Annotated in this window: 14 protein-coding genes; 7 read left to right on the forward strand and 7 right to left on the reverse strand. The window is 41.5% G+C overall.

All coding sequences use genetic code 11. From position 1 onward, the window contains the following. Nucleotide 1: 1 nt before the first annotated feature. From BMW65_RS13590 to BMW65_RS24215, 3 genes are all read right to left on the reverse strand, one after another. Nucleotides 2-841 carry a KilA-N domain-containing protein gene (locus tag BMW65_RS13590; protein ID WP_090606165.1) on the reverse strand — a complete coding sequence of 280 codons (840 nt, stop codon included), beginning with the start codon at nt 839-841 and terminating at the stop codon, nt 2-4. A gap of 92 nt (nt 842-933) precedes the next feature. Then, nucleotides 934-1293 carry an STAS-like domain-containing protein gene (locus BMW65_RS13595; protein ID WP_143053884.1) on the reverse strand — a complete coding sequence of 120 codons (360 nt, stop codon included), beginning with the start codon at nt 1291-1293 and terminating at the stop codon, nt 934-936. A gap of 10 nt (nt 1294-1303) precedes the next feature. Continuing rightward, entirely contained in the window at nt 1304-1480 is a 177-nt protein-coding gene (locus tag BMW65_RS24215) for a hypothetical protein (protein ID WP_177181129.1), read from the reverse strand. 423 nt (nt 1481-1903) lie between these two features. Between BMW65_RS24215 and BMW65_RS24580 the strand changes: the two genes are divergently transcribed. Then, nucleotides 1904-2743 (forward strand): RpnC/YadD family protein, encoded by an 840-nt coding sequence (locus BMW65_RS24580; protein WP_090606168.1) that lies wholly within the window; start codon nt 1904-1906, stop codon nt 2741-2743. 203 nt (nt 2744-2946) lie between these two features. On the opposite strand, the gene BMW65_RS13605 is transcribed toward BMW65_RS24580, so the two are convergent. Continuing rightward, the gene (locus tag BMW65_RS13605) at nt 2947-3300 is read right to left on the reverse strand and encodes an STAS-like domain-containing protein (RefSeq protein ID WP_090606169.1); all 354 of its coding nucleotides are present in this window, start codon (nt 3298-3300) and stop codon (nt 2947-2949) included. Nucleotides 3301-3316: 16 nt separating this feature from the next. Beyond that, nucleotides 3317-3493, reverse strand: a complete 177-nt coding sequence (locus BMW65_RS24220) for a hypothetical protein (protein WP_177181130.1) — start codon at nt 3491-3493, stop codon at nt 3317-3319. 420 nt (nt 3494-3913) lie between these two features. Between BMW65_RS24220 and BMW65_RS13610 the strand changes: the two genes are divergently transcribed. The 6 genes from BMW65_RS13610 (at nt 3914) to BMW65_RS13635 (ending at nt 12327) form a co-directional block, all read left to right on the forward strand. After that, nucleotides 3914-5050 (forward strand): cysteine desulfurase family protein, encoded by a 1137-nt coding sequence (locus tag BMW65_RS13610; protein ID WP_090606171.1) that lies wholly within the window; start codon nt 3914-3916, stop codon nt 5048-5050. Between the two features lie 154 nt (nt 5051-5204). Then, nucleotides 5205-6068 carry a DUF4007 family protein gene (locus BMW65_RS13615; RefSeq protein WP_090606172.1) on the forward strand — a complete coding sequence of 288 codons (864 nt, stop codon included), beginning with the start codon at nt 5205-5207 and terminating at the stop codon, nt 6066-6068. After that, entirely contained in the window at nt 6055-9306 is a 3252-nt protein-coding gene (locus BMW65_RS13620) for a hypothetical protein (protein WP_090606174.1), read from the forward strand. Before BMW65_RS13615 ends, BMW65_RS13620 begins: the two co-directional genes overlap by 14 nt. A gap of 2 nt (nt 9307-9308) precedes the next feature. After that, entirely contained in the window at nt 9309-10427 is a 1119-nt protein-coding gene (locus BMW65_RS13625) for a phosphoadenosine phosphosulfate reductase family protein (RefSeq protein ID WP_090606175.1), read from the forward strand. 5 nt (nt 10428-10432) lie between these two features. After that, nucleotides 10433-11473: a DUF262 domain-containing protein gene (locus BMW65_RS13630; RefSeq protein WP_090606177.1), complete on the forward strand. Its 1041-nt coding sequence runs from the start codon at nt 10433-10435 to the stop codon at nt 11471-11473. Further along, nucleotides 11470-12327, forward strand: coding sequence for an SIR2 family protein (locus tag BMW65_RS13635; RefSeq protein WP_090606178.1), 858 nt, complete (start codon nt 11470-11472; stop codon nt 12325-12327). Before BMW65_RS13630 ends, BMW65_RS13635 begins: the two co-directional genes overlap by 4 nt. Nucleotides 12328-12343: 16 nt before the next feature. Here the strand turns inward: BMW65_RS13635 and BMW65_RS13640 are convergent, their stop codons facing one another. Together BMW65_RS13640 and BMW65_RS13645 are read right to left on the reverse strand one after the other, a co-directional pair. Next, the gene (locus BMW65_RS13640; RefSeq protein ID WP_090606180.1) at nt 12344-14629 is read right to left on the reverse strand and encodes a GmrSD restriction endonuclease domain-containing protein; all 2286 of its coding nucleotides are present in this window, start codon (nt 14627-14629) and stop codon (nt 12344-12346) included. A gap of 120 nt (nt 14630-14749) precedes the next feature. After that, a complete protein-coding gene (locus BMW65_RS13645; protein WP_177181131.1) occupies nt 14750-15379 on the reverse strand; it encodes a hypothetical protein in 630 nt (209 codons plus the stop codon). Nucleotides 15380-16063 lie beyond the last annotated feature (684 nt).

The following is a 16063-nucleotide window of genomic DNA, read 5'->3' on the forward strand; positions in this document are numbered from 1 at the left end:
GCTACCTTTTTACATCGTTCAGTTTCTTCACTGATTTCTTATGTGCCACCAGCGAACGCAATTGCATAATTGCCATCCGGTTTAACTGGATTAATCGCTCGGATTGATCCAGTCCTTGGTGGATTAACAGCGCATTAGTACTTTCCATATTTGACAGCACTACCAATTGTTCTATCGTCGCGTAATCCCTTATATTACCTTTTTTGTCCGCATTGTCATCGCGCCATTGCTTGGCAGTCTTTCCGAATAATGCCATATTCAACACATCAGCTTCATTTGCATATACGAGGGAAACCTGTGCTTTTGATAATGCCGCAGGGATCAAATTATCCTTGATGGCATCCGTATGAATATGATAGTTCACCTTGGCAAGTGTACGTTGGAAATCCCATTCCAAACGGAGACGATTGCTTTCTTCTTCTTTTAGACGCTGAAATTCTTTGATAACGTAAAGCTTGAACTCTATTGATATCCATGAAGCAAATTCAAAGGCAATATCTTTGTGCGCGAAAGTTCCGCCATACCGACCAGACTTTGATCTAATACCAATGGCGTTTGTGGTTTCTATCCAGCGTTTAGGAGTAAGAACGAAGCTGTTTAATCCAGCTTGCTTTTTAAACCCGTCGAATTCGACGGGTTTAAAATCCGGGTTATTTAAAACTTCCCAAAAACCCAAGAGCTCAATTGTATTTCTATTTCTTAGCCAATTTTTTATAATATCGTCCATATGTTCGGAATCTCTATATCTAGCTAAGTCGGTCAGGGATATAAAATCATTGGTTTCTTCCTGAAAAACAGTGATTTCTGTTCCCTTTACATCTAATATTTTATTCTTTGCCATTGGTAGGTGATTTGGTTATTTGTGATGTATGGGCAAAGATATGTTTTGCCAAGCTACAATGCAATTATTTTTAGCAAAACATAAGAGGGAGCCTACCAGCTCATTACAAAACTCTCCATCTGCTCCAAATCGTCATATGACGTTACCAAGTGAGTTGTCTTTACGACTCTCCGCTTGGTCTGCGTTTTAGATACCGAATCCATCATGCGAATGATGCCGGCATCTGCATTTTTGATGACAATGTCAAATGAGTCCTTGTCATCAATGTACAATTCCTTGTAGAGTTGGTCTGCAAAAGAGCGTGAGATAAATTCAATACCCGAAAAGTCCAATACTATCTGCTTGCACTCATTACGTTCCCTCACCATATCAGCAAGCCGGATAGCAGCTTCACGGGTGTCCAACGTAGTAGGCAATATGTTTACGAGTTTCAATTCACACGTCATTCGCATAACTTCTCAATTATTTTGCAATTACCAGTTTTTCAAGTTCGGCGTATGGTTTGGTGAATTTGCCTTTTTTTGTAAGTATTCCCGCGCTATTAAGCGATTGTATTGCCTCTTTTTTAGACATGGCCTTAGCTTCTTCCAGCTTTCTGGCAGCAAGCTCCATTAATACCTCAAAATCTTTGTCATTCATATTACAGCTACTATGCTTACAAAATAAGACATTCAAATTGCTATTTCAAAAGGTTGATTCAAGTTGATTGCTCACCAATGCCCCTGCTCCCCACCAACCCTATGCAAATCCGTTTTTTTTGAACCGTTTTTGTGCTACTTCCCCACATTGGTGGGACAAACCCACTTATTCTTGGGATGGCTCTCCCACTTTTGCCCACCTACGTGTTTGCAAATCCTTCGTATGCCAGTGAGCGCATGTTTTTAGGATCAATGCCCAACAACCTCCAGTAATCTTCTAAGCTATCACTGCCCTTTGGCGAAATGGAATTGCAGTGCTTCATATTGCAAGCGGCAAAATAGTTGCATGTAATGCGGGTAAAAATCGCCCCGGAAAAGGCTAAATTATTTAGCTTGTTTGCGTTCTATTCCTTATATTTGCCACATGCCTAATGAAAAGAACAAGATCGCCGAAACCGCGCTCTATGATAAGCTATTCCGCGAAATATCGCCTATCTTCCTCACCGTGTTTGTCGAGAAGGTATTAGGCCTGGATATCGTCGAGTACACGGAGCTGAAGGATAAATTGCAGATGACGCGTCAGAAGGAAACCGATACACTGCGCAAAGTGACCGACAGGAACGGTGATACCTTTATCCTGCACCTTGAAATCCAGCGGAAGAACGAATCCAATATGGCCATACAGATGGCCGATTACTGGATACTGCTGCATCAGCTATACAAATTGCCCATCCGGCAGTACGTCCTGTATATCGGGCCGGAGCGGATGAATATGCCGGACAGGCTGGATTTGCCCAATTTCAGTTTCCGGTACACGCTGATGTCCTTTTCCGATTTGCCCTATGACCTGTTCATCAATGCGGAGCAGACGGAAATTAAGATGCTGGCTATACTTGGCAATCTGGGCAATGCGGACGCCTACGAGGTGACCGAAAGCATCGTACGGGCCATAGACCGCGAGAAAGCGCCGGTCAGCGAAAAGCAAAAAAGAATCAATCAGTTGCGAATCATCGCACAATTACGTAAATTTACACCACAATTGGAGAAAGCCATGTTGAAAGCAGCATCATTTTTCAAAGAAGAGCGGGACCCTTTTTATAAAAGGGGGGAAGCAAAAGGTATAGAAAAAGAACGAGCAAAGGCCGAAGCCGAGAAATTGGCCGAGAAGCGCAAAATAGCGTTGGAGTTTAAAAACCTTGGGGTATCCATTGCGGATATTGCCAAAGGCACCGGTCTCTCCATTGAGGAGGTAGAGAAGCTATAGTCTTTTATTCTCTTCATAAGATATTCGAAGGACCCTTCAAACGCGGGTCTTTTCTTTTTTTCACACACCCATCCCCGCCATTCACGTAAAATATATGCCATTTCTCGTAAAATTCTTTGCGACACGAATCTATTTCGTAAAGCCAAGCCGGTTATTCAGTTATTTTACGAAGCGGGGTTGGAACTAAATCAGCAAAGGAGAGCCTACCAGCTCATCACAAAACTTTCCATCTGTTTCAAATCATTATAAGAAGCTACTTGGTGAGTCTTTTTTACAGCTCTGCGCTTGGTCTGCGTTTTAGATACCGAATCCATCATGCGAATGATGCCGGCATCTGCATTTTTGATGACAATGTCAAATGAGTCCTTGTCATGAAGGTACAATTCCTTGTAGAGTTGGTCTGCAAAAGAGCGTGAGATAAATTCAATACCCGAAAAGTCCAATACTATCTGCTTGCACTCATTACGTTCCCTCACCATATCAGCAAGCCGGATAGCAGCTTCACGGATGTCCAACGTAATTGGTAATAGATTTACAAGCTTCAATTCACACGTCATTCGTATAACTTCTCAATTATTTTGCAATTACCAGTTTTTCGAGTTCGGCGTAGGGTTTGGTGAATTTGCCTTTCTTTGTAAGTATACCCGCGCTATTAAGCGATTGTATAGCTTCTTTTTTAGACATCGCCTTAGCTTCTTCCAGCTTTCTGGCAGCAAGTTCCATCAATGCTTTAAAATCTTTATCATTCATATTACAGCTACTATGCTTACAAAATAAGACATTCAAATTGCTATTTCAAAAGGTTGATTCAAGTTGATTGCTCACCAATGCCCCTGCTCCCACCAACCCTATGCAAACCTGCTTTTTTTGAACCGTTTTTGTGCTACTTCCCCACAGTGGTGGGACAAACCCGCTGATTCTTGGGATGGCTCTCCCACTTTTGCCCACCTACGTGTTCTATGCATCGGTTCCACTAAACGAATAACCAAGCTTGCCTCTTGGTTTACCTATCTGTTGAAACAATATTATTTGTTAGCAAATATCTGGCTCCACCCGGCAGCAAGTATCCCAATGTTATGTACATTTGTATTAAATATTTAAATACTGATATATCAATAAAAAATATTGATATATCAGTTATTTGATTCCTATTGCAAGGGAGCAATTACCATGACCAACGAATACATTTACCTGGACAACAACGCTACCACGCCACTCGACCCAAGGGTATTAGAGGCGATGATGCCGTATTTGACCGATTTGTATGGCAACGCTTCAAGCAGCCATCGCATGGGTGCACGTATCAAGCGGGCAGTGGATGAAGCGCGCGGGCAAGTGGGTGATCTTATCGATGCCAATCCCGAAGATATCATTTTTACCGCTGGCGCTACCGAAGCTATTAACCTCGCTATCCGTGGCGTCGTTCGGCAAGTAGGCGTCGAATCCCCGCACATCATCACCGCGGCTACCGAGCACCCAGCCGTGTTAGACACCTGTCGTTATTTGGAGCATACTGGCGTAGAGGTCACTTATTTGGGCGTAGACCGTGGTGGGTATATCGACTTGCAGGAGCTCGAAGACGCCTTTCAGGAAAACACCGTGCTTGTCTGCATCATGACGGTCAACAACGAAACCGGCGTTATCCAAGATATCGGACGTATCCAACCTATTGTGCATGCAAGAGGAGCCCTCTTCATGACGGATGTTACACAAGCGTTGGGCAAATATGGTATACGAGCCGAAGCTGCAGACCTTATGGCCTTCTCTGCCCATAAGTTTTACGGCCCCAAAGGCATTGGCGGGCTATACGTCAATCCGCGTCTACGATTACAGCCCCTTATCTTCGGAGGCGGGCATGAGAGGGGGCTGAGAAGCGGGACGTTAAACACTTCCGGCATTATTGGCATGGGCGCTGCCGCGAAATACGCCGCGAAAGAACGCACTAAGGATATCGTAGAAATCGAATGGTTAAGAGACCACCTGGAGCACAGCTTATTAGAAATCGATGACACCTCCGTGAACGGTGGCAGCTTAAGGCTTCCCACCACGACCAATATATGCTTCCATGGCGTGGACAATGAAGCCTTGCTGCTTAACCTTAAAAACATCTGCGTGTCCAACGGCTCGGCCTGCCACTCGTTTACGATGGAACCCTCGCATGTGCTTTTGGCCATGGGACTTACGAAGGAGGAAGCTAATTCGTCCATCAGGTTCAGTATAGGCAGGTTTAACACAGAAGAAGAAATCAGCTATACTATTCAGCAAGTTCGAAACAGTGTGGATCGACTTAGAACGATTCGGGTATAGCAGATAAATAAAAATGAACTGCGTTTAGCTTGTGAAATATTCAAAAATAGAATATTAGAAAATAGAAACACTAATGAAGCTGAAAATATACCCAAAGAGTATATTGGGTATATTTCAAAAGTTAGTATTTATAGCAAATAAACCACCTAGTTAAATGAAGTATTCATTCTCAGGCCATGAGACCTTTGCGTGCAAACAGCATTGGTTAAAAAAAGGCCTCGATTATATACAAACAGACAATTCCTTTGGGGATGACGCTGCCGTCGTGCACCTCGGTGTCGGTAAAAACATGGTCACCTCCATTCGGCATTGGGTAAGGGCTTTTGGCTTGTTGGACGATCAAGACCGACCTACACCCATTGCTCAATTCCTGTTTGGCCCAAACGGTGCAGACCTTTATTTAGAAGACACGCTAACCCTTTGGCTGCTGCACTACCACTTAATCAAACAAGGGAAATCTAGCATTTACAACCTCGTGTTCAACCAATTCCGACGCGAACGGCAAGATTTCAATAAAGGACACCTTGAGCGTTTCTTAAAACGTAAAATTGAAGAAAACCAAGAGCAGTTTAGCAACAAAACACTGGAAAGTGATATAAAAGTATTTATTAACAATTACCTCAGTACAGATCTAACCGATATTGAAGAGGGATATACCAATGTATTGCAGGAGCTTAATCTGATTTCTCATTTCTCCGGTGTTGATGATCAAGGCAAGCTCATTGATTGGTACCGATTCAATGTAGGGCCAAAGGCAGACCTCCCTTACGAAGTAATGCTTTACATTATGTTGAATCAATATCCCGGGCAACAAAGTTTAAGTTTAGCCGCATTAGCAAACGACTCTTCATCGTTGGGCAATGTATTCTTACTCAACGAAATCGCATTAGCTGATAAGCTTAAGCTATTACCGTCGACGTATGGGGTATTCACAGAAACGGCAGGTAATCCTGTCTTGCAATTGCAACCTAATCTCGATCAATGGGAAATCCTAAAGACGTACTATGGCAATCACTAAACAAGCATACGAATATTCACCATCGGTCAATATCAAGAGAGATATTGGGAAAAACCTTCGTTATATCCCAACATACAACGGTCAACGTGCTTTTGAGCAAATTGTTGAGGCAGCGGCTTTAGGAACACGCACGTTTACCATTATTGGGGCATATGGTTCAGGTAAATCAACGTTTTTGTGGGCGCTGGCCGAGACAGCTGCTGGCCGGAAAACATGCTTTGACCGATTTAATTATCTGCTAAAAGGGTACGCCAAAAACCAGCTGCTGGATTTGGTGGGCGAGTTTACCTCGCTCCAAGCTGCGTTAGCAGGAGAATTAAAATGTAAGGAGGATGAAGTAATCGCTTCGCTAACGGTCTATGCTGAAAAGCTGCAAAAGAAACAAACCGCGCTCATCATCCGCATCGATGAATATGGTAAGTTTTTGGAATATGCCGCCAAAAATAACCCACATTCTGAAATCTATTTCTTGCAGCAATTGGCAGAATTGGCTAACAACGCTAAGCGCAATATCCTGCTCATCACTACCTTACACCAAGATTTTGGTGGATATGCTTTTAGCTTGACCGAGCGAGAACGCAAGGAGTGGACAAAAGTACAAGGCAGATTCAAGGAAATTACATTTAATGAACCCGCTGAGCAGCTGCTACGTATTGCAGCCAATCGATTGGAAGAAATCGATTACGACGTCAAAACACCAACGGTTAAAAAGCTTTTACAAATCATTGAAAAAGCGAAAGCATTTCCGTTGAGAGATTATTTCACGCCAGAGATAGCCCAGCAACTTGCTCCGATTGAGCTGCTGGCAGGCAGTGCCTTGACGATCGGTTTGCAACGGTATGGTCAAAACGAGCGATCTTTCTTCTCGTTTATCGAGGCGCAGGATTATTACGGGCTGCACCATTACCTAAAAGCGCCAGACGCTCCGTTCTATTACCTGCCCCATGTATATGATTATCTTATCTATCATTATTACAGCCAACTGACTGCTCAGCACAATCCCGATCATCGCGCTTGGCGACTAATGCGTGATAAATTGGAAGCAGCAGAAAGCCAATTAGATGAATCGCTTCACGCAGCATACGCCGTCATCAAAACCATTGGTTTATTAAATCTGCTTGGCATTTCAGGCGCAACGATAAATGACAAATTTCTCATTGGTTATTTGAAATTAGCAGGAAACATTGATGAGAAGCAAACCAAAGAAGCCATCAGGCTACTGGTTCAACATAAGCATATACGCTACCGCAATCATAGTAATCGGTATGTTCTTTTTGAAGGCACCGATGTCGATATTGATCTGGCTATTGACGAAGCTGGTCGCGTAGTGGAGCAGGTCACCAACATTAGCCAATATCTCAACGGCTATTTTACTTTTCCGGTTATTCCAGCTAAGCGCTATCAAATCGAAGTGGGCACGCCTCGTTTTTTCGACGTTCGTCTCAGCGATGAGCTAATAATAGATGTACCCTATAGTGACCAAGATGGCTTTATTAACTTGGTATTCTCTTCTAAACATTCTGTAGAGGACGTCACCCTATATTCTAAGCAAGCTCGTAAGCCAATCCTGTATGTGCTTTTTAAACAGATCCAGCAGATCAAGGAGCAGGTGTTGAACATCGAGAAAGTTCGGATTGCAAAGGCCGATCACCATGGTGATATTGTAGCGGCCCGTGAGTTTGAAGATATCCTTAGCCATTACAAAAATTTGCTGCGCTACTTTGTAATGGACAAGTTCAATATGGCTAGTCCAGAAGACGTAATTTTTATTTTTAATGGTGAGGTGGTGAATGAAATCTATAACCGCCGTACACTAAATAATTTTTTGAGTAAGATTGCGGAAAACGCGTACCCAAGCACCCCCCATTATCTCAACGAGATGGTCAATAAAACCAAGCTCTCGGCAGCTATTTCCACGGCACGAAAGAATCTGGTCAAAAACCTTATCGATAACGGAGACCAAGAAGATATTGGCTATCCTACGCACCTATTCCCACCAGACAAAATGATCTATTTGTCCCTTTTAAAGGACAAAGGCTTTCATCGCCAGGAAAACAACGGGCAGTGGATATTGGGCGCACCGCTTGACGCTTCTTTTGACCCCGTATGGGGATGCTACGAAGATTTCCTTCATACAGCGACGCAATCTAAACGATCCCTTCAAGACTTGGTGAATCAATTGTTGAAACCGCCATATAAGCTTAAACGTGGGTTGGTAGATATTTTATTGCCGATTTTCCTGTTAATCAAAAAAGATGAGCTATCGCTCTATCACCAATCAAACGATCGCTTCATTCCCGATCTGAGTACTGATACGCTTGATTTGGTCGTGCGCAAACCCAGTGATTACAGCATCAAAACATTCAGTGTAGAGGGTATACGCCTGAGCGTATTCAACCAATACCGCGAGCTGCTCAGTCAAACCGAAGCCGAGAAGCTCTCCACCCAAGGATTTGTGGACACCATTATCCCCTTCCTTTCGTTTTATCGGGGCTTACCCGAATACGCTAAACGCACAAAAAAAATCACAAAGGAAGCGCAACGTCTCCGTGAAACGATTCTAAAAGCCACAGATCCCGAGAAATCGTTCTTTGAAGATTTCCCACAAGCTTTAGGCTATGCGCTTACCGAATTACACGAAGACAGCGGCAAGCTACAAGCCTATTTCAACCTGTTACGTAGCTGTATCAAAGAAATACAGTTTAGTTACGACGCTTTGTTAGACCGCTACGAGCAATTCATCTTGGAAGAAATTATAAGCAGCGGTACCGAGCATGATTTTGAAACCTGGCGCGCGCAGTTGCAACAGCGTTTTGCATCGGTCAAGTCTTATATCATTGCACCCTATCTCAAAACCTTCCTACAACGCATCAACGCTCCATTGGATGATAAACGAGCATGGCTCAGCGCCGTGGCACAGGTGGTATTGGGCAAGTCAATTGAGCAAATACAAGATGATGAAGAGCCTTTGTTATATGTCCGATTTTCCGACTGGGTACATGAGTTGGATAATTATACCGATATCGCCCAAGCCACGCAAGGTACGGGTATTGAAGAAGCCCTCCGCGTGGAAGTAACCAATCTTCAAAGCGGCAAGCAAATGAAGATCGTGAAAGTACCCGAAGGCAAAACCAAACAGATCAATAGTGTGGAGAAATTGATTGGCAGCGCATTGACGGACGACAAAAATTTGAATATATTTATTTTATCTAAGATGCTCAATGAGCTATTGAAATAGCTATGGGAAATAAAAAGGTTAGGCATGTATTAGGAATTTCGGGCGGCAAGGACAGTGCGGCCTTGGCTATTTATATGAAAGATAATTATCCACATTTGGATATCGAGTATTATACGTCCGATACCGGCAAGGAACTAGATGAGACCTATCGGCTCATCGACAACTTGGAGATTTACTTGGGTAAAAAAATCCATCGGTTAACGGCGGCAGAGAGCAGCCATCAAGATCCGTTTGACCATTTTTATGAAGTTTTTGGTCGCTTACTTCCCTCTTCTCAGGTTCGTTGGTGTACAAAAAAACTCAAATTAGAGCCGTTTGAAGAATACGTTGGGGATGATCTCGTGATATCCTACGTCGGTATCCGAGGAGATGAGGATCGAGAGGGTTACATTTCTCCAAAATCTAACATTCAATCCGTTTTTCCTTTTCGCCAAAATATATGGAGTATAGATGTCTTGGAAGATGTTTTGGCAAATAAGAATATACCCGTAATAGAGCAATATTACTCTTCTTTTACTGGGGATTATGATACCCCGAGGATTTTGGAGATTCTTGATAGAAAAACAGGAGATTCTTTTTCCGTCAAAGATAAAGCAAAGTTATTGTTAGACATAGATACCGTGCTTTTTAATACGGTGGTTCATATGTTTTTGCAATATGATCAGGAGAAGAGACCTTTAGCATACGAGCTTGATTTTCCTTTAATCAACAATGCAGATGTTTTAGTTAAAGATGACATTTTTCGTATCCTGCGCGAAAGCGGTGTGGGAGTACCGGCTTATTACGAAGACATTGATTTTGAGGTAGATGGGATAAAAGCCACCTATTCTCGTAGTCGCTCCGGTTGTTTTTTCTGCTTCTTCCAGCAAAAGATCGAGTGGGTGTGGTTGTTGGAGCAGCATCCCGACCGATTTGCTAAGGCTATAGCATACGAAAAAGAAGGATATACATGGATGGATGAGCCTTTGGAAGAATTGGCTAAGCCGGAGCGTGTCATTGAAATTAAACGTGACTACCTTAAACGTATGGAACGAGCCAAAAAAGCTAAATCTGAAAATTCACCTTATCTCATGGATTCGCTGATAAAAGAGAGTGACGGGTGTATTGCTTGTTTTGTTTAAACCTCATGGAAGTAAAAGTTACAAATTGGAAAATTTCAACCCTTCTAAAACGAAGAGACAAAATAAATGAACAACCCGATTACCAAAGGGGGAAAGTTTGGTCTGCTGAAAAGGAGGCCCTTCTTATTGATTCTATATTAAGAGGCATTGATATACCCAAAATATACTTACGGAACATTACGAACCGTCTTCACGATTATGAAGTAGCCGATGGCCAACAAAGGTTAACTGCGATATTCAATTTTTATGATGGTCAGTTTAAGTTACTTGATAAAAGTATCAAAGGTTTTAAAGTGAGTAAAATTGGAGACCTATATATCGGTAATAAAAGATATGAAGATCTAGATAAAAAACTGAAACAGAAATTTTTAGATACTGAGATCACCATTGCCGTAATTGATGATTGTACTGAAGATGAGGTTAGGGTGTTATTTGGTCGATTGCAAGAAGGGGTTACATTAAACGCAGCAGAAAAAAGGAATGCTATTATAAGTAATGTCGGAAAACACATTGACAGCTTAGCGCTCAATCATAAATTTTTTGAAAATTGTAAAATATCAAAGCAAAGGTTTAAACATCAAGATTATTTAGCCCACGTTTTTTGTTTAATTTATTACAAAAATAACGAGGATTTAAAAGGGAACCTTATTGAGAGGCTATATCTCGATAAATCTATTTCCGTGACCTCTGACGATTTAAAAAAAATTGACGAAATTCTTGATATAATTCATACACTAGACCTATTGGAAGGTAAAAGAATCATAAATAAATATACTTTCATAGATATATTTTGGTTTTTATACCGAAACCTGAACGGCTCTCATCTTGATTCAAAAAGCTTCAAAAAAACATTTAATGAGTTTGAGGAAAAAAGATTGGGCCAAAAAGATAATCTAAAGGAGTTAGCACAACAGAGGACGAAAGAGTCAATAAATTTACATAGTTACATTGTGAATTACGATAGATCGGGTTCGTTAAGTAGCAGCATTAATGTCAGGGCTAATGTATTTGATTCTATATTTAAAAAATTTATAAAATCATTATGAGTTTCACAGATGATCATTTTCCCTTAGAAATGACCGATAGCTTTAAACAAAAGTCAAGTATTTTTTTTGTTGGAGCCGGTGTCTCTATCGAAGCTGGTTTGCCAAGTTGGAGTGAACTGATAAAGGATCTTATTGATTTGGCTTCTAAGCAACCATGGTGTCGACCCGATAAGGTAGATGAATACAAAAAATTGCTCTCTTCTGATAGCAATTTTTTGTTATTGGCTGAGGAATTAAAGAGCGAGCTAGGAAGCCTATTTTACGATTATATGGAATCTACTTTTGGCCGACCTGATATAGAACCTACAGTTACCATGGAGTCGATATTAGGGTTTAATACAAATATTATTTTAACTTCCAATTATGATCGATTAATTGAGAATACCTTTGCTAGAATTCACGGGTATTCTCCCCCAACATTTACCTATAGTCAGAGTAGAGAAATTGCCAATAACTATTGGAAACAGAAGTTCTTTGTATTAAAAGCTCATGGAGATGCGTTTTCTGACGTACAAGGCATCATTCTTTCACAACGAGATTATAGAAAAACGTTATATCGAGAACTAGGCTATAAGAGCATTTTACAATCAATTTTTTCCACGAAATCGGTGTTTTTTGTAGGCACATCTATGACTGATCCCGAATTCAATTTATTGTTAGATTATTTGCATGAGTCATATTCCGGTGGTGGGCCAACACATTATTTACTTATCAGTGACGAAAAAGCAAATCCTATTATTCAAAGACGTTTTTTTGAAGACTTTAAGATACAAACAATAACATACAAAAATCGCTCAGGTAATCATTCTGAGATTAATGAATACTTAAATATTTTGAAGAAAAAAATAGATTAACTCAGTTCTTTAAGACTTATTCTAACCACCCAATCACCCGATCCCAAAGTGCATCCAATGTCTTCCGCGACCTTTCTCGTACAATATTAGCATCCCATTCCCGATCATCGGGGTAGTTTAGGAGTGGGCGTATATGATCCGCATATTTTGCCTTTTTCAGTATTTCAAGATTGGTATCCTTCAGTGGAATGCCATCTGCTTTTGCTTTATTGGTAAGCTCCACTAATCGGTCAGGATCCTGTTCACCAAGATGCTTATAATAAATTAGCTTCTCCTTCCAACCTTTATTGCTTGCACTGGTATTAACTCCTTTGGGAAGTAGAGTAAGGTTGCCCAGGTTATTGTACAACTCATCATCGCCATATAGACCAGCGTTCCAGTCCCCTTTGTTTACTTTGGGAGCGATATGCTCCACCGAATCGAGCTCATCACTGACCCACTTTTCCAGTCGCAAGTATTCGGCTTTACCCGTCGTGGACTTTTTGAATAAACCTGGATTGGTGTCGTCAGGCATTGTGTCGTGAGCTGCATTGATTAGCGCAAATTTTGATACACTATAAGATGTCCCATAGCCACAATATAGACTAGCTTTGTTCAACCAATCCCCTTTTTCGTTAGGTAGTATATTTCTAAAATATGACTTTATACTTGCCACATCAAAAGGATCGTTGGCCAGCCATGTATGGCTCTGTACTTCGAGTTTTGCCGACCCTCTGAAATACGTGCGGTAAGCATCATCTAATCCGGAATTGGATTGATGAGCGCGCCAAATTATATAGAAAGCAGAAATAGCTTTGACGATTGAGACAAACTTAGATGCGGAATTTTCCTTACCCTCCACTAGATCACTGTAGAAAGTTCCCAAAAAGGTAATCGCCATTTTATGATTGCTCTCTTTAAGAAAAAGAAGCAATAAGGAAGTGAGGTCTGCCTCTGCGCTTCCGCTTAGTATGCTAAGCGGAACATGATCTTTGCCTCTATATTTGATCCACACTTCGTCGTAAAACTCCGTGTAATTACCAAAGTACTTAATGAATTCCGTTTTCTTAGCGTTAGTGGCAAGTTGACCATAGATAGCAGCTAACCACTTTCTCTGTGCGCTGAAGTGCGTCGCCAACCTTTTCCCTTCTACAGGTAGGGCGAATGAGGTTAGTAGCTCATTCGTCAACTTGCTCTTCTGCGCCGCACTGGATAAGTTTTCAAAGGCCCTTTCGATTTTGGTAAAATACTCATTTTCGGGAGCTTCTTTAAAATTAACTATCGTCTGCACTACAACGGGCTTAAAAGTCTCTATCGCTGTTAGCGGTGTACCTGTTGCATTTAACGATTGAAACATGTCAAACGCCCAATCGTCATTAGCCGGTTTGATAATTGTAAAGCAGCAGCGGTCTAGTAAGTAGTGGCAGACAGAAAATGTTTGCACCAATGACGCTAGATGGTAGGAAAAAGAATTCTTGTCCGTAATATCACCTATCTCTAATATTTCTCTTAATACAGGGCGTTCATATTGCCAAAGATTATCCTCGTCTATCTTTGCGAAAATTGTCGCCGCGTCGCAAAACTCGGAGTTGTCTAAATGTGCCAGCGCCACTTTTCTTGTCAACCAAGAATAAACGTCTTTTAGATTACGGCCCGCGTTAGACTGTTTATCAAAAGAAGGCATTGCTCCGCCATTGAAGAAATGTTCGATAAATGCGTACAAATAACTTGCTATTTGCGAATGATAGCTTTCATTTAGGTGTTCGCGCATTACCCATTTATCTAGGTTCCCTCGGATTATCTTTGGCTTTATCGTCGGGGTTCCACGGTTCAGATCTACGCCAAATACGGCCTGCAATTTCTTCTTCCAATCTTTGCAGGCTTCTTTGATCTCTGCTGTAATTTCCTCTTTATTGTATGGTTCTTCCAGTTTCTTGGCTGCCTTTTCTAAGCGCTCTTCAATCACAGTGATTTGTTTGTATAGCAAAGCTGATATCAACGCAATGGTTGAGAGTCGCTGTTGTCCGTCGATGACTTTTTCTATAGCGGGAGGGAGAGCCTTGGTATCCTGCGGCTGTATGTTATTCTTGTCAGATTCCGTAACAGTAATAATCGTACCTAGAAAACGTATTTGGTTTTCGGTACTATCATCAGATAAGTCTTCGATCCCTTTAGAGATATCTTCCAATAACTGCTCAATATTGGAGGTGTCCCAACTGTACTCCCTTTGATACAATGGGATATAAAAACCTACTCCAGGTTGTACAAAGTATTCATAGATACTTCTATTTTCTGTATTAAAAGCTTTGTCTATATTTATCATTAGTTTACTGTAAATAAGTCGATTACTGAACTTATTTTGGCCATTTGTCTTCCTTTTATTGGAGGTCACAAATTGTAACCTCAGAATCGTTATTGGTAGGTATCACATATTGTGATACCATCAATCCACCGGATCACCACCGGTCTTTTTTTCTTCCAACCGTTCCTTTTCGATATTTTTCATTGCTTTTTCTAACAATTCAGCAGTCACCGGATTTAGCACTTTATAAATTATGCCACGTTTCGGCTCTCCATTTTCGTCCTCATAGGTTTTATACTTATTCATACTCTTGACGAGCCCTTTCAGTAAGCCATTTTTCCAAGATATAGATGACGCCTGATTAAGGGGAGAGGGAAGTTCTTTTAACACTTCAACATTCAAAAATTCATATCCGACTGGATAGTCTTTGATAGCGCGAACTACATAGCTTGCCATGTTTTTGCTCCCTTTAAGTCCTACAGTGTCACCTGCGCCTTCAGGTCTATCGTTTATATAATCTTGGGTAGACTGAGGCAACTCGCTAAATTCTGGAAAGGTTGTCTCATCTTTCTTGAAATCGCAATACTCAATTCCATATATCAACGGATAGGCTTCTGCCAATTCTAAAGTAACGGTTCGCGTACCTAATTCAAGACCTTTATATTTAAGCTTTTTTCCGGCTAATAACGTATCAACATCATCCTCGGTTAGCTTAAAATGTAAACGAAAATCCTTGCTTTTGGCGATGAACTTGTCCTCGTTCGTCATCAAATCGAAATATTAATTTTAAAATATTTGTTTTTACAATCTATTGTCTATATATTTGTTGTGTTGAAATAAGCGACATTTAAGGTAGGGAATGAAATCTCTACCATGCGATGTTACTCTCGTCCGAAAACCGCTAAATGAATACGAGAGGACTGCGGTTCGCCATTTTCTACTGGAAATACTATCTTTACGATATATTCCAGTAGGGTGAGCCGCCTATCAGTCTTCTTGGATTCAAGATACCGGTCTCGAGTAGACCTGTTGACTGGTTTCTTAGCGGTTTCCAGGGCAAGAAGCGTGGCGGTTCACCCTACTTGGTTTTTCACCAATAAGATTTTCCTAGCGCTTCACGGGTACACATCGTTTCCATAACCAACAGTATGAAAACGAAAAAACCAAACCCACTAACCACGATCCTCAGCAACACCGTTGCCGGACACCCTAGCACGACCTCACATCCGTACAGCATAGCGTTCCAATCGAGCATAAAGAACGTAATTTGCCCACCCGAATAAGGCAGACACCAAATAAACGCTGGGAGCGTAAACAACGAGGGCAAAATACCTCTGTTGCCCGAGGCACAAATACGCCAACGGACACTTCCCGGTGCCACCGACCCCAAGCCGAAGAAACTCACGAGGTTTGCTTAGGTCTGGCGTAGATGTTGCTTATTGGTTTTCCCACCCT

It is taken from the genome of Parapedobacter koreensis, assembly GCF_900109365.1.
Taxonomy (GTDB): domain Bacteria; phylum Bacteroidota; class Bacteroidia; order Sphingobacteriales; family Sphingobacteriaceae; genus Parapedobacter; species Parapedobacter koreensis.